Here is a 22,645-nt window from a genome sequence, read left to right on the forward strand (position 1 = left end):
TTACTTAATTGTATTTAAGAGCTCACTTATTTATATAGTGTTTCCGAGCTCATTTAAAATTGAAAGTATAAATCTGTTATTTTATAGTATTTTAAGTAATTTTAAACCAACTCCCATTTAAATGCTTTATTTAATTTATATTACTGGGATTGTTTATATATGAATATTATCATTCCTCTATTTTCTGACTCTTTTGGAATGGTTATTATATTTAATAATTCATAGTCCGATATTTTTCCTAAATTCTTTTTTAAATCTCCTATTTTATCACTTGGCGGTAAGCTTGCTGAGAATACAGTTTTTGCCTGTTCGTCAAATCCTACAAAAAATATAAATATTGGAACATTTATTCCATCCATTTTTTTGCTTAATTCATTTTTTAATTTATTATTTAAAAAATCCTTTTTGTTTTTCCACCAGTCCCCTCTTTTAAATTCTATTTTTGCGGATTCATAACTTAAAAATTTACTATCACAATTTAATGACTCTAAATGTTTTTCTATTAATTTATTAAACCATATTTCAAAATTAGTGTCTGCAAAAATGTGTTTATATATTGTTAAGATTGTTAATAAACACAAATTTTGTGCGATAATATCATTTTTATAGTCAATATATTCATTTTCTAAATGTTCTATTAGGTCATTATATTTATTTAAGCTCGATATAGGTAAGGATATGCTTAAATCATTATATATTAGAAAATGCTTAAACTCCAAAGGACATAAAAGATATTTTTCAAGAATATGAAGCATTTTAATTTTAGATTTATCATTAATTGATTTTTTCAAACTTTCTAATAATTCTTTTGCAAATCCTTCATCGATTTCAATTTTCCCATTATGTTCATATGCACATAATACAAATATATCATTATCTTCTATTTTTTTATTTACCTTTTGATATTTGTCAAAATTACATTCATCTGGAATTTGTATATACTCAGTATATTCTTTTATTTTTTTCAAAGAATATCCTGATAGTTTTTGATATGTATTATTGATTTTTTCTTTCAATTTTGATGATACATTGTAATAATTTTCTACCAAATGATTATGAAATTTTTTAATATCGGAATATTTTTGATTATTCGCTTTTGAAATAATTTCTAATACTTCATATTCACTATTATTTATTTTTAGTGTATTATAACGATAATCCAACGTTATTAAGTTAGACAATAAACAATTTAATAATTTTTCATGTTCTATCTCGTATTTTATCGCCAGAAATGGCAACTCCCTATCTTTTAATTTAAAAGTTATATCGCCCCACTCTTCCCAGTCAATTGAATCAATTCCAACAAATTCTGAAAATTTATTTGATTTATCACGCTCCCAAACTTTAACGACAATGTTATCATCTAGTATTTTTAATTTTATGAACCTTATCAAACCTTTCTTTGATATTAACGTATTTATTCTCTTTAATTCATCTTTTTCTTTACTCAATCCATCTAATTTTGAGCAATGAATTATAAATATACTATTCTCTTTTGGTTTTATAATTACAGTCAATGATTTATTTAGCCCTTTTCCATTACCTCTTATAGCACCCTGCTCAAAGTCATTCATTAATAATTCTGCCAGCATTTCATAATATTCAATATTTAGAAATCTTATGGAAAAGTCTTTCCAATTTTTTGGTAGGTTAGTTTCATTGAAATCATATTCTTTATTTGTTCTATCTTCACAAAATTTTATCATGTCTGAAATATATTCCTCAGATTCTCTATTTAATTGCTCTTCAATTATTTCAGAGTCTTCTACAATACCATTTTTGAAAAAAACAATAATGTCATTATTTTTCATATCTACCCCTCCTCATTTAAATATTAAACTAATTCCCCCTTAAATGCTTTATTTAAAATACTTTCTTTTAATTCTTTGAATAGGTTTAATTGTTTTTCTTGTAGTTGTTCTAATTTTTTTATTTTGTTATGTAGATTGTCTAAATATTCGGCGATTTCTTTTTGTTTTTGTAGGTCTGGTTTGTTGTCTTTGTATGGGATAGGGATTAAAAGGCTTTCAAATTTTTTCTTAGTTATATGTTTCATGGTAGAACCATGAGTTTTATCTGTAATACTCTTCAATATAGGCTTAATCGCGAAATACATATATTTTTTATCAATATATTCATTTTTCAACTCCACTTTAAAAATATGTTGATTTAATAGAGCCTTTCCACCACTCCAAATATATGCGTCAATTGAAGCAGACCACGATATTAGCAAATCCTCATTTTGAATATAGTATTTTTTTTCGACAGGTTTTGAACAATAATTATATGGTGCGTTTGGATTATTTAAATTTTGAATTCTAATTATGGGTAGTCCCGTCTCTTCCCATTCAGAAGGCTTAAAAGCTCGTCCATTTATATATTTCCCCACATCTCCCAATCTAACCAATTTAAACCCTTCATCTTTAAAAACCTTATTTAAGACAGAATTAAATAAATCCTTTGTTTCATTTAATGCTTTTTGTCTTAATTCTATTGCTTTGTTAATATTGTTAAAGAGAGTTTCTATTTTATTAACAATTTCCTTTTGTTTTTGTAGGTCTGGTTTGTTGTCTTTGTATGGGATTGGGATTAAAATTTCTTTTAATTTTTTTGCATTAAAATTTGGTTTAACTCCTCCACTCGGCACTATTTGACTCCAATAATATTTAGATTTAAAAAACATGTCTAAATAATAAGGATTAACAACATCTAAATTAGGTTTAATTTTTATCAGATAGGAAGCAAAAATTACGGGTTCTGAAAGATTTTCTTTAATTAAATATGTTTTACCTGTTGTTGAACCAGTCCTTGCAAAAAGTATATCTCCTTTCTTTAAAATATATCTACTTATATCTTTTTCTGGCTTGCAATATGGGACATTCTCCCAATTTACATTGTTATCTTGTATATCAGTAATTCTTAAAAGTTTTATTCCAGTATTTTCTTTTAGAGCTTTTGTAGTGTAGCCATATTGTGGATTTTCTTTTAATAAATCTTCCAATCTAACCAATTTCCAACCATCTGGCAATTCCATAATTTAACCCCTATAAATTACTTTTTATCTCTTCAATTATATTTTTAATATTAACATCAATCTCTTCAATCTCTTTTACAACTTCATTAGGTTCTTTATATTCGATTTCTTCTTTTTTATTTGGATTTTTGGCAGTTAAATCATAATCTCTTTTTTTAATCTCGTCAATGGAAACAATCCAACTATTTTCAGAAATTTCACGATTTTTAATTTTATTCAAAACATCCTCAAAATCTTCATCTTTTATCCTTTGTTTTTTCGTATATTTGCCCTCTAACTCATAATACCAAATTTCTTTGGTTTTTCCCGTCTTCTCAAAAAATACAATATTTGTTTTAACTCCTGCTCCCATCTGACTAAATACACCCTGCGGTAGTGAGACAATGGCAAAAACATTAAATTTATTTAAGAGCTCTTCCCGAATTGTTTTGAACTTTCCACCACCGAACATTATTTGACCCTCTGGAAGAATAACTCCTGCCCTTCCTCCATTTTTTAACTTCCTCATTATATATTGAAGTGCTAATGCCTCCGTAGATTGTATTTTGTGGGGGAAATTATCCTGAACCTTTTTATTCTCCCTACCACCAAATGGCGGATTTGTAATAATTATATCGTATTTTTCACTTTCTGGAACATTATGAACATCCTCATCTCCTAAGGAATTTCTCCTATAATAATTAGGAGTTAAAATGCCGTGCAAAACCATATTCATAGTCCCTAATAAATAAGGAAATGGCTTTTTTTCATGCCCATAAAGTGTTTTATACATCAAAGTTTCATGCTCTTGAACTGTCATCAATTCCCCGAGCTCATTCTGAATATATTTTAATACCTCAATTAAAAAACCAGCAGAGCCTCCAAATGGGTCAAATACTTTTTCTCCTATTTTTGGTTTTATCACATTAATAATAAATCTTATAATAGGTCTCGGCGTATAAAATTCTCCGCCCCATCCTGCTTCATTACCCATATTTAATAGGAGCTCCTCATATATTTGAGATAAAACATGAGTATCCTCATAATCATCAGTATTAATATTATCAATTTTATTTATTACATCCACTAAATTATAAGTGGATTTCATTTTATTTCCTGAAATTTCTTTAAAAATGCTTGCAATTTTCTCCCTCCCGGGTGTTCCTTCCAAACTCCTCAGATATGGAAACAAAATATTATCTATGAAATAAACTAAGGTATCCTCTAAATCTTCTATTTCTTTAATCTCTTCATCAACATCATCAACAAAATCCTTTAAACTCTCCTTAGGTTTTCCTATCCAGTCTCTTTTTGCCCAGTTTGACCATCTATATTTTTTATCGATTATGGGAATATATTCCCTACCATCCATTAAAGCAGTTTCCTCCAACTCCTTTTCAACACTTTCAAACACTTTTAAAAACAAAAGCCACGACAATTGTTCCATATAATCCATAGCCCCAGAAGTTCCGTCGTCCTTTCTTAATATATCACATGCGGATTTTACTTCGCTTTTCACTATTGATTCTCTTTTCATACTATCACCTTTAACATCCTAAAATACATAATAACATTACACTAATATGTAAAATACGGTAAAAAATTATAAAAATATTTTTTATACCCTCTTTAAAATTATAAAACTCTAAAAAATAGAAAAAAGAATAAAAAATAAACTTATTCAACCGTAGCAAAGCGAGTGGGCTATAAAATCCGTTAGGATTTTATTCAATCGGAGCGAAGCGGAGAGCTATAAAAATCCCAAAGGGATTTTTATTCAATCACATCGAAGATGTGAGCTATAAAAATTACTTCGTAATTTTTATTCAACCACGAGCAAAGCGAGTGGGCTATAAAATCCGTTAGGATTTTATTCAAATTCAATTGTTGCCGGTGGTTTATCTGTAATATCTAAAACAACCCTTGCAACATTTGGAACTTCTGATGTGATTCTTTTACTTATTCTTTTCAATACACTGAATGGGAGCTCAGGCACACTTGCAGTCATTGCATCAAGGGATTCAACAAACCTTACTGCAACTACCCAATTGTATTCTCTTATGTCTCCTTTAACTCCTGTTGCCTTTGTATCAAGCACAGCGGCAAAATACTGCCATAAATCTTTATCGAGACCTTCTTTTTCTATCTCTTCCTCAACTATGGCATTTGCTTCCCTGCACACTTCCAACTTTTCCTCTGTGATTTCCCCTAAAATTCTTACTGCAAGACCGGGTCCTGGGAATGGCTGTCTGTTTGCTATTTTATCTGGAAGCCCCAATTCTCTTGCCAATATTCTTACCTCATCTTTATATAATTCTCTCAACGGCTCAACAACTTCAAGCACCATTCCGCTTGGCAATGCTATGTTGTGGTGTGTTTTAATGTCCCCTTCACTTTCTATCCAATCTGGTGCAATAGTTCCCTGAACAAGAACCTCTTCACCGTTTTCCTTTGCAACTTCCTCAAATACTTCAATAAATAATCTTCCTATTATCTTCCTTTTCTCTTCTGGGTCATCTACTCCCTTTAATTCCTTTAAAAATAAGTCCTTTGCATTAATTATTTTTAAGTTAAGTCCCATATCTTCTTTAAATATTTTGTAAATTTCCTCTGCTTCATTTTTTCTCATAAGTCCTGTATCAACAAAGACTGCTAAAAGTCTGTCCCCTATTGCCCTGTCTGTAAGAACTGCGGCTACTGAACTATCTACGCCACCACTAAGTGCTATTATTGCCTTTTTGTCCCCTATTTGTTCCTTTATTTCTGAAATGGATTCTTCAATGAATTTTTTAGCATCAAACATATAATATCACCATTTATATTCCATATTAGATTTTTAATCCACATTATAATAATCTAATTTATTTTTTATTTTAATTTTATTTATTTCTTAATTATTTCTTATTTATTTTTTTGCTTATTCTTTAAAGAAGCCTTAACAAGCCCATCAAACAATGGATGCGGTTTATTTGGTCTTGATTTAAATTCAGGGTGTGCCTGTGTAGCTATGAAATATGGATGACTTGGGAGCTCTACAAACTCCGCAAGTTTTCCATCTGGTGATGTTCCAGAAATAATCAACCCATTTTCTTCAAGAATTTTGTGATATTCTGGATTTACCTCATACCTGTGCCTGTGCCTTTCATTTACCTCTGTTTTTCCATACAATTTGTGTGCAAGAGTTCCTTCCTTCAAAATTGCAGGATATGCCCCAAGTCTCATTGTTCCTCCCTTCTCCTCTATTTCCCTCTGCTCTGGGAGAAGGTCTATTACAGGATATGGCGTTTCCTCATCAAACTCTGTGGAATTTGCATTCTTCAAATTACAGACATTTCTTGCAAACTCAATTACTGCACACTGCATACCTAAACATATTCCTAAAAATGGGATTTTATTTTCCCTAGCATATTTAACGGCATTAACCTTTCCATCTACGCCCCTTTCGCCAAATCCGCCGGGAATAAGTATTCCATCTAAAACTTCATTTTCTCTATAATTATTGAGTATCTCTTTATAATTGCCAGTTTCAAGCTCTTCTGAACTTATCCACTTTATATTAACTTTTGTATCATTTTTAGCCCCTGCATGAACTAATGCTTCCATTATACTCATATAGGCATCCTTTAATATAACATACTTACCTACAATACCTATTGTAATTTCATTTAGTGGGTTTATTATTCTATCAACCATTGCCCTCCATTCCTTTAAATCAGGCTCTGCATTATTTATCTCATTTAATTTAAGCTTTTTTGCTATTAATTTCCCTATTCCTTCTCTTTCAAGATTTAAAGGAACTTCATAAATCGTCCTTGCGTCTCTTGCTTCAATTACTGCCTCTTTCTCAACATCACAGAATAAGGCAAGTTTTTCCCTAGTTTTTTCACCTATTGGTATTTCAGTTCTACAAACCAATATGTCCGGTTGGATACCTATTCCGCGGAGCTCCTTTACACTGTGCTGAGTTGGTTTTGTCTTTACCTCACCAGCAGTTCTTATGAATGGTAGAAGCGATACATGGATATATAATACATTATCCCTTCCTACGTCCTTCTTAAATTGTCTTATTGCCTCTAAAAACGGAAGGCTTTCAATATCTCCAACAGTTCCTCCAATTTCCACTATTGTAATGTCGCTTTCTTTTCCTAGTGTTTTTATTCTATCCTTTATCTCGTTAGTAATATGCGGGATTACCTGAACAGTTTTTCCTAAATAATCTCCTCTCCTCTCTTTTGAAAGGACGCTCCAATATACCTTTCCTGTGGTAATGTTGTTATCTGCTTTTAAACATATATCAACAAATCTTTCATAGTTTCCAAGGTCTAAATCGGTTTCCCCGCCGTCATCGGTGACAAATACCTCACCGTGTTCATAGGGGGACATGGTTCCTGCATCTATCTGTAAATAGGGGTCTATTTTTATCATGTTTATTTTAAATCCTCTTGCTTTTAAAAGTCTCCCTATGGATGAAGCGGTAATACCTTTTCCTAATGAAGAAACCACACCACCAGTAATAAATATATACTTCATCTTATCTCCTCGAATAATAAATAACTAATAACATATAACAAATAACATATAACAAATATATAACCAACAGCTTACTTAAAAATATAAAGAATATATCTTATTGAAAATTATATAAAAATATATGCAAATAAAAAAATAAAATTTAAAAAAAGAATTATGCTACATTAGCACCTTGAATGGTTTTTTGTAATGATTCTTGTAAATCCATTAATCTCTTCTGCATTTTTTCTTCCTGTTTTTCCAATGTTTTAGTCCTTAATTTTAAGGTTTCCAATTTTTCGTTTAATTCTTCTTCTATTTCTTTTTTATTTCTTTTTACAAGTATGCCGCCAGCCATCTTATATACTTCCTCTGACTGTGATTTTCCCATCTCTTCCAACGCCTTTTCCATTTCTTTTATTTGTGCTTCTATCTGCTGTTTTTGGAAAACAATAGCCTGCAACTGCTGTTGAAGTTGTTGAAACTGCATTAATTGGTTTTGAACATTTGGTGGTAATTCCATAATTTCCCTCCTTTTTTATTTATAGTATTTTATATAACGTATAAATATTATATATCTATTATATTTATTGTTCAGATGTTAATTTATAAATACTTTCCGCAACCTTTATCCATCTAATGTATGAATACAACGATGCCTTTAAAATACTGAGCTCATCTGCAACAGTTTCTATAAATATTATGTTATTTTCAATTTTCATAATGCTCTTTGACCTTATCTGAGAATCAAGATGTTCTAAAAGTATGCTATCGTATATTATTTTTGCTTCATCTTCTGAACTGCATTCTATTTCCAAACTAAAAGATATATCAGACTTATGATTAAATTTATCCACATTTATATTCAATTTACCCGCAGCATTAGATGTATTGGTGTTCATGATATCGTTTTTATTTATCTTTTTTATTTAACATATTTCCGCAAGAAGTCCCCACCCGTAAGGGATTGAACAAAATCCTTCGGATTTTGTAGCCCTTCGCTTCGCTACGGTGGGATGAATTGCGGACAAAATATATAAATGGTATAGTGATAACATACTATTTATAAGTTATCAAACTGTGATGCCCAATGATAAGGACTTACAAGTTCAGGATTTATCCTTCAAAGAGTATCCAAAGAACAATAGAGGAGCATCTAAATATATGTAGATACCTTTATAATTATCTTTTGGAACAAAAAACTAAGAATCCAAAACTAAACAAAATGGATACTCAAAAACTAATTACAGAGCATAAGAGGGAGAATCCTGAACTTAAAAAAGTCCATTCAAAAGTATTACAGATGGTAAATAACAAGCTTTGGGGAAATCTCAAAGCATTAGGGGAACTAAAAAAGAATGGATTCAAAGTGGGGAAGTTAAGGTTCAAATCCTCTAAAAATCATTACAAAACATTAGAATACAATCAATCAGGTTTTAAGATTGATTATAACACTAAAAAACTAAAACTATCCAAGATTGGAGAAATTCCAATAGTATTACACAGAAACATCAAGGGAGAAGTTAAAGGAGTTATTATAAAAAAAGAACCTACTGGCAAGTGGTTTGCCTTCTTCCAAGTTGAGGAGGAACCTAAACCACTACCTAAAACTAACAAAGTTGTAGGTATCGATTTAGGAATCGATGGTTATACCATCGATTCAGATGGTAATAAATTTGAAAATCCAAAGTTTATAGATAAGACATTGGATAAAATAAAGAGAGTTCAAAAGAACCTATCCCGAAAGGTTAAGGGTTCGAACAACTATAAAAAGACCAAACTAAAACTTATCAAGGTTTATGATAAACTAAACAATCAGAAAAATGATTTTCTACATAAGTTATCTAGATACTACATAAATAACTACGATAAAATAATTTTAGAAGACTTAAATATAAAATCGATGGTTGAAAATGGAAAATGTAAGACCTTAAACCGTCATATTCTTGACGGTTCATGGCGTAAATTCATAAATCTACTTCTCTACAAGGCGGAGGGTGCTGGTAGAGAAGTAATATTAGTAAATCCCCATTATACTTCTAAAAAATGTTCCAACTGCGGGCATGTTGTTAAAGACTTAAAACTTTCAGATAGAATCTTTTTTTGTCCTGTCTGCGGTTGGAAAATCGATAGGGATTATAACGCATCCCTAAATATATTAAAGTCAGGGCTGGGAGAGTCCGTTGTGCCTGCCGAGAGAAAACCTCTGCTCCAAACTATTTCTTATAAAGAAGTGGTTTTGGGGCAAGTTTTCTCAATGAATCAGGAAGCCTTGCCCGAAGGGCGAGGGCTACGAAAACCGAAAGGTTTTCGTTTAACCCCGTCCGTAAGGGCGGAGTAATTCACTTGATTTTACGATAAAATTACATTTAATCATTATGTGGCAATATTATTCGATTTCTAAAATCTTTAAAGATTTAACAATAATTAAAGGCCCTACCTTTTTATCATTTTCATAAAATTGTATATAAAATATATTCTTATCTGATGAAGAACCTTCAAAACACATCCTAAAAGGCGAATTACCATTAACTACTCCAAAATCACTAAAAAAATCATAAAATAGTTTCCGATATTTTTTGGTGTTTCCCATGAACTCCATGCTTATTTTTCCTTCCAAATTTGCAGTTTCTTCTTCGCAGACTTCTCTTTGAAGCTTTGCAGATATTAGTATAGATATTATTTTATTTCTATTAACATCATAAAACTTTATTTTTCCAGGGTTTCCTTTATATTCTTCTACGACAATCAATTTGCTGTATTCATTGAGAATATCCTTTAATGGAGTTTTACCTCGAGTTAATATTTTTGCATTGAGTATTCTTGCCAAATCATTTACAAAGCTTCGTGTTCTTTGAGAAGGTTTTCTTGATGTTGTAATTACCATCATTCTATTACCTATTGTAATATATTTTACCTAATTACCTTGCTTTTACTTCTTTAATCACTCTTGGTCTTAATTTTATCAAAATCTTATTACTACAGTGAGGACATTTTGCTTTTAAACCTAATTCCTCTTGGGTTATGATTTTACCACAATTTGAACATTTATACTCCGCCATAATTTCACCAAAAAAATAAAAAATAACTATGAATTAAATAAAATTAAAAGAAAAAATAAATTAGATTTCTCTGCTCTTGCTCTCGATAACTCTTCTTATTGCCTTTGCCACTACTTTACCAGCACCTGTTTCTGGTGTGTATGCCCCACCAGCCATTTTAGCACCGCATTTTTTACAGCTCCATATTGAAGTGCTGACTCTTTTTAATTTTGGGAATCCACAAACAGGACATTTATACTCTTTTTTCTGTTTTATTTCAACATCTCTAACTCTAACTCTAATTTTTCTACCGTATCTTGGTCCAAATCTTCCTGCTGAACCTATCTTTTTTGTATGGCTAAATTCTGGCATTCTTATCACCGTTTTATTTTTTTATTTATTTTTTTACGATATGATTATATTTTCATATTCTATGTGAGATTATGTGAATTACTTCCCTAGTTTCCATTAAAATCTTTTTAAGAGTTTAGTTTGAACATTGCCTTTTGTGACTTTGTTTAAATATCCGTAGAATTCATTTTCAATTCCACTTGGGATTTCAATAACAAATACCAAAGAACCATCGGACTGCCATTCCTCCTGTTTTATCGTCCCATATTCATGGAGTGAATGGTAGGCCGACGCAGCATATTCTGGCGGTATTCTAACTGCAATTTCCCTTTTTTCAAATTTAATTGGTAATACCCTTTTAAGGTCTTTAATAATGTTAGGAATTTGCTCTTCGGCACTTTTGTAAATATCAATATTTGCCCGTATCTCCTCCAATGCATTTTCAATTCTTTTTGGAGGATGCGGGGTGTCAGTTTGAGGGTTTATAGTGTTTCTTGCAATTAAAGAAACGATTTGTTTCCTCTTCTGTTCTTTCATCTCTTTTCTCTGCTGGGCGGTAAGCTGAACATTGCCTTTTAATATAATTTTTTTGGCTATTTCATGAATATCCATTGTTCCAAAAACTTTTTCCAGCAATTCTTCTGAAGCTTTTTCTCCTTTTCCAGAATCTTTATAAACCGCCTCAGCCGCCAGTATGTCAGAAATATCTATTGGCTGACCTTCTTTTAATTTAGCAGCTAAATAAGGGTCCACCAATATTTCAAATTTTTCCCCATGGGATTGAAGCCGTGCAATTACAGCCTTTTCCAACGACACCATAATATCCCTTTTTTTTATTTATATACCTTTCGATATAATGATTAATATTTAATAATTTACATACATCTATAAAAAATATATTGAATAAAATAAATATAAATACAGATATAAAAAGAAATAATTATTTATTCATTGTTATTTTCATCATTGTTATTTTCGTCAGTCTCATTATTGTCTTCATCCAATTCTTCTTCACTTTCTTCTTCCGCCTTTAAATCATCAAATGCCTTTTTTACAAGCTTTTCAATTTCTTCAAACGATAGTTTTTCCACAGTTTTTGCTTCTGATTTAATTACTGCCATATCTACATTTTCTGGTTTTAATTCTCCCCCCGTGGTCTTGCTCAGTGTATATATTGCAAGTTCAAGAGCTCCTTCAATTGTTAAATCTTCACTGTATTTTTCTTCAAGGATTTCCATTGCAGCAGGTCTTCCAGAGCCTATTGCTGTTGCCTTATATTCAATCAATGCTCCACTTGGGTCTGTTTCAAACAATCTTGAACTGTGTCTATCAATACCTGCAATTAATAAAGATAAACCAAATGGTCGAGCTCCGCCATGCTGTGTGTATGCCTGTTTAATGTCGCAAATTTTTTTTGCAAGAGCCTCAACTGTTACAGGTTCTCCATAAGTTATTTTGTTTATCTGAGCTTCCACTCTTGCCCTGTCTATTAAAACCCTTGCATCCGCTACAAGTCCAGAAGTTGCTGCCATTATATGGTCATCTATTTGAAATATTTTCTCTATGGAGCATACTTCTATTAATTTACTTGTTATTCTCCTATCAACTGCTAAAATAACCCCATCTTTACATTTAATACCTATTGCAGTGGTGCCTCTCCTAACAGCCTCTCTTGCATATTCTACCTGATAAAGTCTTCCTTCTGGGCTGAATACGGTAATTGCCCTATCATATCCTGATGCTGGAACCATTTGCATATATATCCCTCCAATTTTTATAAATTGTAATAATAGTTATAGTTATGGAAAAGATAATGAATAACTAGTTTAGATTTTTATTTTTTAACATATATGGCTATGCTTTTTTATCTCTTTTTCCATGTTTTTTATAATTATTGGTTAATCTATGTTATTATTGTATATATATTTTGTTTATATACGTATATAATATAACTTATGCTATAAGAAAACTTAAACGCACATATGTTCATAATTATGACACAACATTTATATACTATAAAATCTAATAAAGATATAATACGATACAGAACATTAAATATTTTTTGAATTTCCCGTTTTACTGGGATGGTGATAATATGATACCTGTGAGCATTTCCGAAGATGCCATGGAATTTATAAAAGAAAAGATTAAAAAAGCAAATGCTGATTCCTTGGTAATATACTTCGAAGGATTTGGATGAGGCGGACCTAAATTTGGAATAGATATAAAGTCCCCAAATGAAAATGATGAATTAATTTACGATGGGGAATTTAAGATATACCTTGACAAAGTGGCAGGACAATTCCTCAATGAAGTTAATATTGTATTAAAGAAATCAATGTTCTATGGGAAATATCTTGCCATTAAAGGTATGGGCGGAAAATGCTAAGTGCTGAACCTAAGAACCCTTATGGGATTAGGTTCATTAATTTCTTTTTTAATTTTCTTATTTTTATCAAAGATAAAATTACATTTTTTGTCATATTATATTTATCAGTTGAATATTTTTATTTTTAAATCCTTTTTTAGTGAATTAAATGTAAATTTACGCATTAAACAAAATATTAAAGTCAATTTTAACATTAACCAAAAGATTTTAATAACTTAAAAATTATACCATCATAAAAAAGTAGTGGTGATATTGTGAAGGCTGTTATTTTTATTGTTGATGGATTAGGCGATAGGCCAAATACTGAGGGAAACACACCATTAAAAGAGGCCAATACACCTACAATAGACAGAATGGCAAAAGAAAGTATTTGTGGTATAATGAATGCCGTTGATATTGGAGTTAGGCCTGGAAGCGATACTGCACATTTAGCTATACTGGGATATGACCCCCATGAAAACTACACTGGGAGAGGACCTTTTGAAGCAGCGGGTGTAGGCATTGACGTGCAACCGGGAGATATAGCATTTAGATGTAATTTTGCCACCGTTGATGAAAATTTTGTCGTAATCGACAGAAGAGCGGGAAGAATAAAAAACACGGAAGAGCTCGAAAAAGCAATTGATGGTATTGAAGTTGATGGGGTTAAAGTAATCTTCAAACAGTCAGGAGGATATAGGGCAGCACTTGTTTTAAGAGGAGATAAGTTAAGCGACAAAATAACCGAAGGAGACCCACACCACGAAGGAGTAAAGGTTCCAGAAATAAAACCCCTGGATGATTCAGAAGAAGCAAAAAGAACTGCTGATGTGCTGAATAAAATAATAAAAATAGCTTATGAAAAATTAAACAACCATCCAGTAAATGAAGAAAGAAGGAAAAATGGACTCCCTCCTGCAAATATCATATTGCCAAGAGGTGTTGGGAAGGTTCCAACCATTCAGCCGTTCAGCGAAAAATATGGATTAAAAGGAGCATGTATTGCAGGAACTGGTCTTATAAAAGGTATTGCAAAAATGGTAAAATTGGATTATATAGATGTTGAAGGAGCTACGGGAACCCCTGAAACCAATTTCATGAACAAGGCAAAGGCCATTGTGGAAGGGCTTAAAACATATGATTTTATTATTATTAATGTGAAAGGGGCAGACGAAGCTTCACACGATGGAAACTACGAGCTCAAAAAGAAAGTTATTGAAAAAGTAGATGGAATGTTGAAATACATACTTGATAATATCGATAAAAACGAGGTTTATTTCGTATTAACGGGAGACCACTCTACCCCAATAGAAGAAAAAGACCACTCAGCAGACCCAATTCCTATATTAATATGGGGTAAAAGTGTAAGAGTTGATGATGTGGAAAAATTCGACGAGTTTTCCACATATAAAGGAGGGTTATGTTGGATAAGAGGTAAGGATATACTACCAATACTGCTTGATTTAATGGGATTGGCTAAAAAATACGGTGCATAATTGATTAATACCATAATGCTGTTAAATTATTCATTATTAAATTGATTATTTATTGACTTATTAATTTATTCTATTTTTATCATCATATTTTATTATATTTTTATAATTACTATTTAGTGATACCATGGAGCTCCTACAATTTTATGAAAAATCCATTAGAAAGGAAATTACATATAAAGACGCCATCGAACTTTGGGACTACGATGTTTATGATTTACTTTATACGGCATATTCCGTTAAAAAATATTACAACAATAAAAACAATAACAGCAACAATAATGCCAACAATAACAAAATCGATTTATGTTCCATAATAAATGCAAAATCTGGGAGATGTCCTGAAAACTGTGCATTTTGCTCCCAGTCCATACATAATAAGGTGAATATCAATATTTACGACTTAAAACCAAAGGAAGAGATTTTAAAATATGCAAAATACATAGAAAAATACAGCCACAGGCTTTCAATAGTTGTAAGTGGAAAAACTGTAAATAATGACGAGTTTGAAAAAATAATGGATACGATAAAGGAAATAAAAGAAAAAACAAATTTAAAAGTCTGTGCTTCATTGGGAATTCTCGATAAAGACAGATTAAAAGAATTAAAAGAATTAAATGTTAGAATACATAACAATCTGGAAACTTCGAGGGATTATTTTGATAATATATGCACCACACATAAATACGATGACAAAATAAAAACAATAAAAACCGCTAAAAAATTGGGATTGGAAGTTTGTAGTGGGGGAATATTTGGACTTGGGGAAACTTTCGAAGATAGAATTAAGATGTTTGAGGAATTGAAAAACCTTAATGTAGATGGCATAGCTTTAAACATTATCCATCCAATGGAGGGAACAAAAATATATAATTTAATTGCGGAAAATAAAATAAAAAGAATTACGCCAATTGAGGCGTTAAAGTCCATAGCAATAGCAAAAATATATCTACCTGATAGAGAAATACGGCTCTGCGGTGGAAGAGAATATAATTTAAATGATTTGCAGAGTTTGGCACTATTAGCACTTGATGGACTTATGGTTGGAAACTATCTAACTACAAAGGGAAGAAATATTGATGACGATATAAAAATGATAATTGACATGGGATTTAAATGTTAATGGAAAAATACCAAAAATTGAAAGATTATTTTAAAGGAAAAAAAGTAATAGTATCTTATTCCGGTGGCATCGATAGTTCATTAGTAGCTAAGGTGAGCTCCGATAATGCAAAATACACTCTCGCCATCACAATAGATAACGGCTTTTTTTCAGAGGATGCCGTAAATAATGCAATAGAACGAGCTAAAAAATACAATATAAACCACAAAATCATAAAAATGAACTATATGGACAGCGAGGACATAATATCTAAAATAAATAACGATTTAAAAAATAGGTGCTACTTCTGTAAAAAGTTCATGGCAGAGGAGCTCGTAAAGGAAAAAAATAAATTAAGTGATAATGTAATTAATAATGATATAATCATTGTGGATGGAACAAACTACGATGATTTGTTTGAAGATAGACCTGGAATGAGAGCATATAAGGAATACAACATAAAATCACCCCTTGCAGAGCTGAAATTTTCCAAAAATGATATAATCAACATTTCAAAATATCTAAATCTCGATATTCCAAAAAAAGATACCTGTTTAGCCACGCGGGTTTTAAATCCACCGATTACAGAGGAAAAACTAAAAATGGTGGAAAGGGCAGAAAGATTTTTAGCATCATTTTTAAATATTGAGGGCTATTTCAGAGTAAGGCATTTTTATGATATTGCCATTATTGAAATAAATAAAGATGAAGTTTATAAATTTGAAACTGATATAGATAATCTAAAAACAATAAATAAAAAATTTAAAGAAATAGGATTTAAAAAATGCGTATTGGATTTTAATCTAAAATAATTAGTTAAGGGTTTAGATTATAATTTAATAATAATTAAAAACAGCATATAGGTATAATGGTGATTACATGGATGAAAATATAAATCTTGATAAATACAGAAACATTAAAAGACATCTCGGAAGAGAAATGATTGATTTGAACCCAATTCAAAGGGGCGGAGTCCTTCCAATAGAATCAAAAAAGGTAATGTATGAATACTGGGATGGATACAGTGTTTGCGACTACTGTGGAGGGCGACTTGATGAGGTTGAAACTCCACCAATCTGCGAATTTTTAAACGACATGTCAAAATTTTTAGATATGGATATATCAAGACCAACACACGGAGCTCGGGAGAGTAAATTTATAGTCATGCACTCAATATGTAAAGAAGGAGATTATGTAGTCCTCGATGAAAACGCCCATTACACATCCTATGTTGCTATGGAAAGGGCGAAATTAAATCATGCAGTGGTAAAAAGTGAGGGCTATCCCACATATAGAATAAATCCCGAAGGCTATAAGGAAGTTATCGATAATTTAGAGGATGAGGGAAAAAACATAGGCTTAATACTTCTCACCCATGTGGATGGAAACTATGGAAACCTTGCAGATGCTGAAAAAGTGGGAAAGATTGCAAAAGATAAGGGTTATCCATTTTTATTAAATTGTGCATACACCGTTGGAAGAATGCCTGTAAAGGGTAAAAAATTAAATGCCGACTTTTTAGCATGTTCAGGGCATAAAAGTATGGCGGCGTCTGGTCCTATGGGCATATTATCAATAAGGGATGAATTTGCAGACCGGATTTTAAGAACATCAAAAACCCACCCTGTTAAAGAGGTTGAGATGCTTGGATGCACCAGCAGGGGAGCTCCGATAGTATCACTTATGGCGAGCTTCCCTCACATTGTGGAAAGGGTTAAACACTGGGATGAGGAAATTAAGAAAACAAGGTTTGTAGTAGATGAGCTCGAAGAGATTGGATTTAAACAGATTGGAGTAAAACCAAAGGAACATGATTTAATCAAATTTGAAACCCCTATACTTGATGAGATTGCACAGAAAGATAAAAGAAGAGGCTATTTCTTCTATGACGAGTTGAAGAAAAGAGGAATCGGCGGAATAAGGAGGGGAACTACAAAAGAGGTAAAAATGAGCGTTTATGGTTTAACATGGGAGCAGGTTGAGTATGTTGTAAATAGTATTAAAGAAATTGTTGAAAATAATATAAAATAACATTATAACAATAAAAATTATTTAATATTATTTTAAAACACTTAATTTTTATTTTTAATATTTATTTTATTTTAATTTTGAATAAAAAATAACAAATTTTATAAATTAAAGTTAAGATATAAATATATCATAAATGATTATTTAACTAAAAAATTAGGGGGTAAATATGCTTGATAAAATCTTTAATCCAAAATCCATTGCAGTAATTGGAGCATCCAGCACCGAGGGAAAAGTGGGGCATGCCATAATGAAAAATCTAATGGCATTTGTAGAAAACAGCCCCAATAACAAAATTTATCCAATAAACCCAAAATACGACGAAATATTGGGCATCAAATGCTACAAGTCTGTGTTAGATGCTCCCGATAATATTGATTTAGCAGTAATTACCATACCTGCAAGGCTTATACCAAATACATTAGAAGAATGTGGAAAGAAGGGGATAAAAGGGGCAGTGATAATATCCGCAGGTTTTTCAGAGGTTGGAAACTACGAGCTCGAAGAGGAAGTAAAAACAATAGCAAAAAAATATAACATAAGAATAATAGGTCCAAACTGTCTGGGAATAATAAATATGCACAACAGATTGAACGCTTCATTCAGCAAAGAATATTTTAAAGAGGGGAATATAACATTTATATCCCAGAGTGGGGCAGTATTAACAGCCATACTTGATATAGCACCCCTTTTAAATTTAGGATTCTCAAAAATAATCAGCCTTGGGAATAAAATTGACATTCAGGAAAGCGATTTAATGGAATATTTAATTCATGATGATACAACAGAGGTTGTTGTTTTTTATATTGAGGGATTAAAGGATAAAAAATTTATAAAATCTGCAAAAAAGCTTGCAAAGGTTAAACCAATTATTGCCTTAAAAAGTGGAAAAACAGAAGCAGGAGCTAAGGCAGCATCTTCCCATACTGGAAGTTTGGCAGGAGATAATCAGATATACAATGCCGCATTTAAAAAAGGAAAAGTCCTCACGGTTGAAACCTTTGAAGAATTGGTTAATTTAATGCACGTATTTTCAACACAACCACTTATGAAAAGTGATAAAATAGGAATTATTACAAATGCGGGAGGATTTGGAGTAATAGCTGCCGATAGCTGTAAAAAGTATGGTCTAACCATTGGAGAGTTTGAAGAATCTACGCGGGAAGAATTAAAAAAATATCTTCCACCAACATCGTCCATTTCAAATCCTCTTGATTTAATTGGTGATGCAGATACTGATAGATATAAAAACGCATTGAATATCGTTAAAAATGATAAAAATATCGACGGAATGCTTGTAATACTTACACCGCAAGAGATGACAAAGCCCTTGGAAGTTGCAGATGTGATTGTTGAGACAAAAAACAAAATGAAAAATGAAGGGATATACAAACCAATTGTGGCATCATTCGTTGGAGGAGAATCCATTAAAGGGGCAAAGAGCTATTTAAGAAAAAATGGAGTTCCCACATATATTTCTCCTGAAAGTGGAATTGAGGCACTGTCGAGCTCCTACAAATACAACACCATGAAAATAAAAGAAGACAATTGTGAATATTTAAACAGCATAAAAGACGAACTATTGAAAATAAAAGAAAAGTATAATGATATTGTTAAAAACCTTCTTAATAATCCTAATGAATATAATTCAAAAGAGTTTTTAAAAATACATGGAATGAAAGTTCCAAAAAGATATTTAGCAAAAACTCCCGAAGAAGCGGAAGAGTATGCATCTGATTTAGATGATGTTGTAATGAAAATATCCTCTCCTGATATTCTGCATAAATCAGATGCTGGATGTGTAATGGTAAAACCAGAAGACATTAAAAAAGCATTTAATACTATTATGGAAAACGGAAAAAGATATTTGGAAAAAAACGGAATTGAAGGAGTTATTGATGGAGTCCTGATTGAGGAATATATAGAAGGTCTTGAAGTTATTGTTGGAGGAAAAAGAGATGCCGTGTTCGGTCCTGTTGTAATGGTGGGATTAGGGGGAGTATTTGTCGAAGTTTTGAAGGATGTTTCATTCGGCATTCATCCAATTACAAGGGATTATGCATTGGATAAATTGAAAGAATTAAAATCATATAAAGTTTTAGAAGGAATTAGGGGAAGACCTAAAAGGGATATTGATTTTATAATTGATATTATGGTTAGATTGGGAATAATAATGGAAATATATCCTGAAATAAAAGAAATTGATATAAATCCATTGTTTGTAAAAGAGGATGGAAGGGGTGGATGTGTTGGTGATGCTTTGATTATTGTTGAAAAATAAGAAGGGCCAATATAATAAATAATTATAATGAATATTGCAATAATTAATCTATAAATCAATTAATTCTATATTTTTAATTCTAACTTTATCATTTTTGTCAAATACATCAGATATAAAAAATGATTCCTGCGATGGATTAACGATATAACTGTTATTTATTTTATCAATACATTTACTTTCATGTATATGCCCACATATAACCAAAGATGGACTGTATTCTTCAATAATTTTTCTCACTGATTCGCTTCCAACATTATCCTCCCCAACTCTATCTGCCATGGTATTTTTTGGCGGTGCATGAGATATTAATATAAAATTATTTATCAAATCCTCTTTTTTTATACCTTTAACTGCATTCTTGAACTTGGTATATAACTCTTCCTCGGTATATTCATTGGGCGTGTTAAACGGTGTTGGATTACTTCCTCCAATTCCTATAAATTTTATGTTGTTTATTTCAACACATTTTCCATCGATGTTTATATTCAATTCATTTAACTTGTTTATGGATTCGCCATTGTCGCAGTTTCCAGGAACTGTTAAGACTTGCACATTTTCCTTTTCCTTTAAATATTTCAAATAATCAATTATTCTTAAATCTCTTCCAAAATGAGTAATATCTCCCGAAACAATAACCATATCTGGTTTATACAATAAAACTCTGCTGAAATTCACAATTCTTCCGTGCAAGTCGGTTAATCCTGCTATCCTCATAAAATCCCTCTTTTACCATCTTTATTTATTTCTTTGTTTTTTTACTGAATTTTAACAAATTTTATCTCATCATTACACACAACTAAATTTCCCTTCCATTCTTCTTTTGTTTCTGGATAGTCTGAACGGTAGTGAGCTCCCCTGCTTTCCCTCCTCTCCAATGCACATTTCACAATAATTTCTGCAACTGTAATCATGTTCTTTAATTCAAGGTATTTTTGAATTTCAATGATTCCGTTTATTTTTACATTTTCTGCTTTATTTTTCAAGTCATCTATCTCTGAAAGTGCCTTTTTTAATCCCCCTTCGTTTCTCACTATTGAAACATAGTCCCACATAATACCTTTAAGCGAATTTATTAATTCAAATACATTATACTTATTGTCATTTTCGTTTTTGTTATTTCCATTATTCATTTTATTAGCAATTTCTTCTTTAATATCCATTATTAACTTATCTGCATATTCCTTTATATCTTTTAAATTAAATTCGCTTTCTTCTGCAAATTCTTCCGCACTTCTTCCAGCAATTGCTCCAAATACCTGAGTATCTGCCAGTGCATTTCCTCCCAGTCGGTTTGCACCGTGTATTCCTCCTGCAACTTCACCGCATGCAAAAAGCCCTTTTATGTTTGTTTCGCATCTTTCATTTATTCTTACACCGCCCATTGAATGGTGTGCCGTAGGTGCTATAATCATTGGTTCCCTTCTTATATCTACGCCTATATCCATAAACTGCCTGAACATTGTTTCAAGCCGTTCTTCAATGATTTCATCATCGAGATGAGACACATCTAAATAAACTCCCCCATTTACTCCCCTACCTTCCTGTATCTCATTGTATATTGCCTTTGCAACTACATCCCTTGTGGAGAGCTCCATCCTATCTTTGTCATAATTTACCATAAACCTTTCTTTATTTTTGTTGTATAAAATTCCCCCCTCTCCCCTTACAGCTTCTGTAACAAGAACTCCTGTTCCAACCATTCCTGTTGGGTGGAACTGCACCATTTCCATATCTATTAATTCCACTCCCTCATTGTATGCCATTGCAAAGCCGTCTCCAACCTTTTGAATAGGATTTGATGTGATTGGATATAACTGCCCAGCCCCTCCTGTTGCAAGAACTGTGGATTTTGCATATATTGGGAAAATGTCCCCTGTAATCATGTTTAAAAACAGAGCTCCGTAGCATCTATTATCCTTTACTATTAATTTTATTGCCATTGTGTCTTCTAAAATTTTAACTTTTTCAAGTTTATTTATATACTCCATTAAACCTGCCATGAGCTCATGCCCTGTCCTGTCTCCACTATAACAAGTCCTATTGAAACTCTGCCCACCAAATGGTCTTTGAGCTATTGTTCCATCGTCGTTTCTATCGAATATTGAGCCAAATTTTTCCAAATTTTTTAATTCTTTTGGAGCATTTTTTATAAGAATTTCTACGAGTTTGGGATTATTTATATATCCCCCTCCCTTCATGGTGTCCTCAAAGTGCTTCTTAAAATCATCTTCTGGGTTTAATACTGCATTATATCCACCTTCTGCCATAACTGTGCATCCGCTTTTACCGAAAAGCCCCTTAACTGCGATGATTACATTTTTGTTGCTACATTCTATGGCACATCTTGCCGCAGCTCCTCCACCGCCAATAATTAAAACATCTGTAATCATAAAATCACCTAAAAAAATTATAATTTATAACATTATAATAATTTTTATTGTCAAATCTATTAAAAAAAG

Annotated in this window: 21 protein-coding genes; 7 read left to right on the plus strand and 14 right to left on the minus strand. The window is 31.6% G+C overall.

What is annotated here, in order from left to right; translation table 11 throughout:
• Positions 1-140: 140 nt before the first annotated feature.
• The 7 genes from Mjas_RS00950 to Mjas_RS00980 all read right to left on the minus strand — a co-directional run bounded on the left by Mjas_RS00950 (position 141) and on the right by Mjas_RS00980 (position 8,424).
• The gene (locus Mjas_RS00950) at positions 141-1,811 is read right to left on the minus strand and encodes a hypothetical protein (protein WP_421077933.1); all 1,671 of its coding nucleotides are present in this window, start codon (positions 1,809-1,811) and stop codon (positions 141-143) included.
• A gap of 23 nt (positions 1,812-1,834) precedes the next feature.
• A complete protein-coding gene (locus tag Mjas_RS00955) occupies positions 1,835-3,034 on the minus strand; it encodes a restriction endonuclease subunit S (protein ID WP_421077934.1) in 1,200 nt (399 codons plus the stop codon).
• A 10-nt stretch (positions 3,035-3,044) separates the two neighbouring features.
• Positions 3,045-4,550: a type I restriction-modification system subunit M gene (locus Mjas_RS00960; protein WP_421077935.1), complete on the minus strand. Its 1,506-nt coding sequence runs from the start codon at positions 4,548-4,550 to the stop codon at positions 3,045-3,047.
• Between the two features lie 333 nt (positions 4,551-4,883).
• Positions 4,884-5,816 carry a glutamine-hydrolyzing GMP synthase gene (gene guaA / locus Mjas_RS00965; protein WP_421077936.1) on the minus strand — a complete coding sequence of 311 codons (933 nt, stop codon included), beginning with the start codon at positions 5,814-5,816 and terminating at the stop codon, positions 4,884-4,886.
• Positions 5,817-5,914: 98 nt separating this feature from the next.
• The gene (gene pyrG / locus Mjas_RS00970; protein ID WP_421077937.1) at positions 5,915-7,543 is read right to left on the minus strand and encodes a glutamine hydrolyzing CTP synthase; all 1,629 of its coding nucleotides are present in this window, start codon (positions 7,541-7,543) and stop codon (positions 5,915-5,917) included.
• 154 nt (positions 7,544-7,697) lie between these two features.
• Entirely contained in the window at positions 7,698-8,045 is a 348-nt protein-coding gene (locus tag Mjas_RS00975; RefSeq protein WP_421077938.1) for a prefoldin subunit beta, read from the minus strand.
• A gap of 64 nt (positions 8,046-8,109) precedes the next feature.
• Positions 8,110-8,424, minus strand: coding sequence for a KEOPS complex subunit Pcc1 (locus tag Mjas_RS00980; RefSeq protein ID WP_421077939.1), 315 nt, complete (start codon positions 8,422-8,424; stop codon positions 8,110-8,112).
• A gap of 188 nt (positions 8,425-8,612) precedes the next feature.
• Between Mjas_RS00980 and Mjas_RS00985 the strand changes: the two genes are divergently transcribed.
• Positions 8,613-9,863, plus strand: a complete 1,251-nt coding sequence (locus Mjas_RS00985; protein WP_421077940.1) for an RNA-guided endonuclease InsQ/TnpB family protein — start codon at positions 8,613-8,615, stop codon at positions 9,861-9,863.
• Between the two features lie 48 nt (positions 9,864-9,911).
• Here the strand turns inward: Mjas_RS00985 and Mjas_RS00990 are convergent, their stop codons facing one another.
• The 5 genes from Mjas_RS00990 to psmA form a co-directional block, all read right to left on the minus strand.
• Positions 9,912-10,412: a Brix domain-containing protein gene (locus tag Mjas_RS00990; protein WP_421077941.1), complete on the minus strand. Its 501-nt coding sequence runs from the start codon at positions 10,410-10,412 to the stop codon at positions 9,912-9,914.
• 31 nt (positions 10,413-10,443) lie between these two features.
• Positions 10,444-10,584 carry a DNA-directed RNA polymerase subunit P gene (locus tag Mjas_RS00995; protein WP_421077942.1) on the minus strand — a complete coding sequence of 47 codons (141 nt, stop codon included), beginning with the start codon at positions 10,582-10,584 and terminating at the stop codon, positions 10,444-10,446.
• A gap of 60 nt (positions 10,585-10,644) precedes the next feature.
• Positions 10,645-10,935 (minus strand): 50S ribosomal protein L37Ae, encoded by a 291-nt coding sequence (gene rpl37A / locus Mjas_RS01000; protein ID WP_421077943.1) that lies wholly within the window; start codon positions 10,933-10,935, stop codon positions 10,645-10,647.
• 96 nt (positions 10,936-11,031) lie between these two features.
• Positions 11,032-11,733: a ribosome assembly factor SBDS gene (locus tag Mjas_RS01005; protein WP_421077944.1), complete on the minus strand. Its 702-nt coding sequence runs from the start codon at positions 11,731-11,733 to the stop codon at positions 11,032-11,034.
• A gap of 125 nt (positions 11,734-11,858) precedes the next feature.
• Complete coding sequence (psmA, locus tag Mjas_RS01010; RefSeq protein ID WP_421077945.1) at positions 11,859-12,671, minus strand: archaeal proteasome endopeptidase complex subunit alpha; 813 nt, start codon at positions 12,669-12,671, stop codon at positions 11,859-11,861.
• Positions 12,672-13,009: 338 nt separating this feature from the next.
• Between psmA and Mjas_RS01015 the strand changes: the two genes are divergently transcribed.
• From Mjas_RS01015 to acs, 6 genes are all read left to right on the plus strand, one after another.
• Complete coding sequence (locus Mjas_RS01015) at positions 13,010-13,303, plus strand: HesB-like protein (protein WP_421077946.1); 294 nt, start codon at positions 13,010-13,012, stop codon at positions 13,301-13,303.
• 254 nt (positions 13,304-13,557) lie between these two features.
• Positions 13,558-14,778 carry a 2,3-bisphosphoglycerate-independent phosphoglycerate mutase gene (locus tag Mjas_RS01020; RefSeq protein ID WP_421077947.1) on the plus strand — a complete coding sequence of 407 codons (1,221 nt, stop codon included), beginning with the start codon at positions 13,558-13,560 and terminating at the stop codon, positions 14,776-14,778.
• Positions 14,779-14,902: 124 nt separating this feature from the next.
• Positions 14,903-15,898, plus strand: a complete 996-nt coding sequence (bioB, locus tag Mjas_RS01025; protein ID WP_421077948.1) for a biotin synthase BioB — start codon at positions 14,903-14,905, stop codon at positions 15,896-15,898.
• Positions 15,892-16,689: an ATP-dependent sacrificial sulfur transferase LarE gene (larE, locus tag Mjas_RS01030; protein ID WP_421077949.1), complete on the plus strand. Its 798-nt coding sequence runs from the start codon at positions 15,892-15,894 to the stop codon at positions 16,687-16,689. Before bioB ends, larE begins: the two co-directional genes overlap by 7 nt.
• Positions 16,690-16,756: 67 nt before the next feature.
• Positions 16,757-17,908: an O-phospho-L-seryl-tRNA:Cys-tRNA synthase gene (gene pscS, locus Mjas_RS01035; protein WP_421077950.1), complete on the plus strand. Its 1,152-nt coding sequence runs from the start codon at positions 16,757-16,759 to the stop codon at positions 17,906-17,908.
• 166 nt (positions 17,909-18,074) lie between these two features.
• On the plus strand, positions 18,075-20,186 hold the full coding sequence (acs, locus tag Mjas_RS01040; protein WP_421077951.1) for an acetate--CoA ligase alpha subunit: 2,112 nt from the start codon (positions 18,075-18,077) through the stop codon (positions 20,184-20,186).
• A gap of 48 nt (positions 20,187-20,234) precedes the next feature.
• On the opposite strand, the gene Mjas_RS01045 is transcribed toward acs, so the two are convergent.
• Together Mjas_RS01045 and tfrA are read right to left on the minus strand one after the other, a co-directional pair.
• On the minus strand, positions 20,235-20,900 hold the full coding sequence (locus Mjas_RS01045; RefSeq protein ID WP_421077952.1) for a metallophosphoesterase family protein: 666 nt from the start codon (positions 20,898-20,900) through the stop codon (positions 20,235-20,237).
• 41 nt (positions 20,901-20,941) lie between these two features.
• Entirely contained in the window at positions 20,942-22,576 is a 1,635-nt protein-coding gene (gene tfrA / locus Mjas_RS01050; RefSeq protein ID WP_421077953.1) for a fumarate reductase (CoM/CoB) subunit TfrA, read from the minus strand.
• Between the last annotated feature and the right edge of the window lie 69 nt (positions 22,577-22,645).

Source organism: Methanothermococcus jasoni (assembly GCF_049075655.1).
GTDB lineage: Archaea > AGJL01 > Methanococci > Methanococcales > Methanococcaceae > Methanofervidicoccus.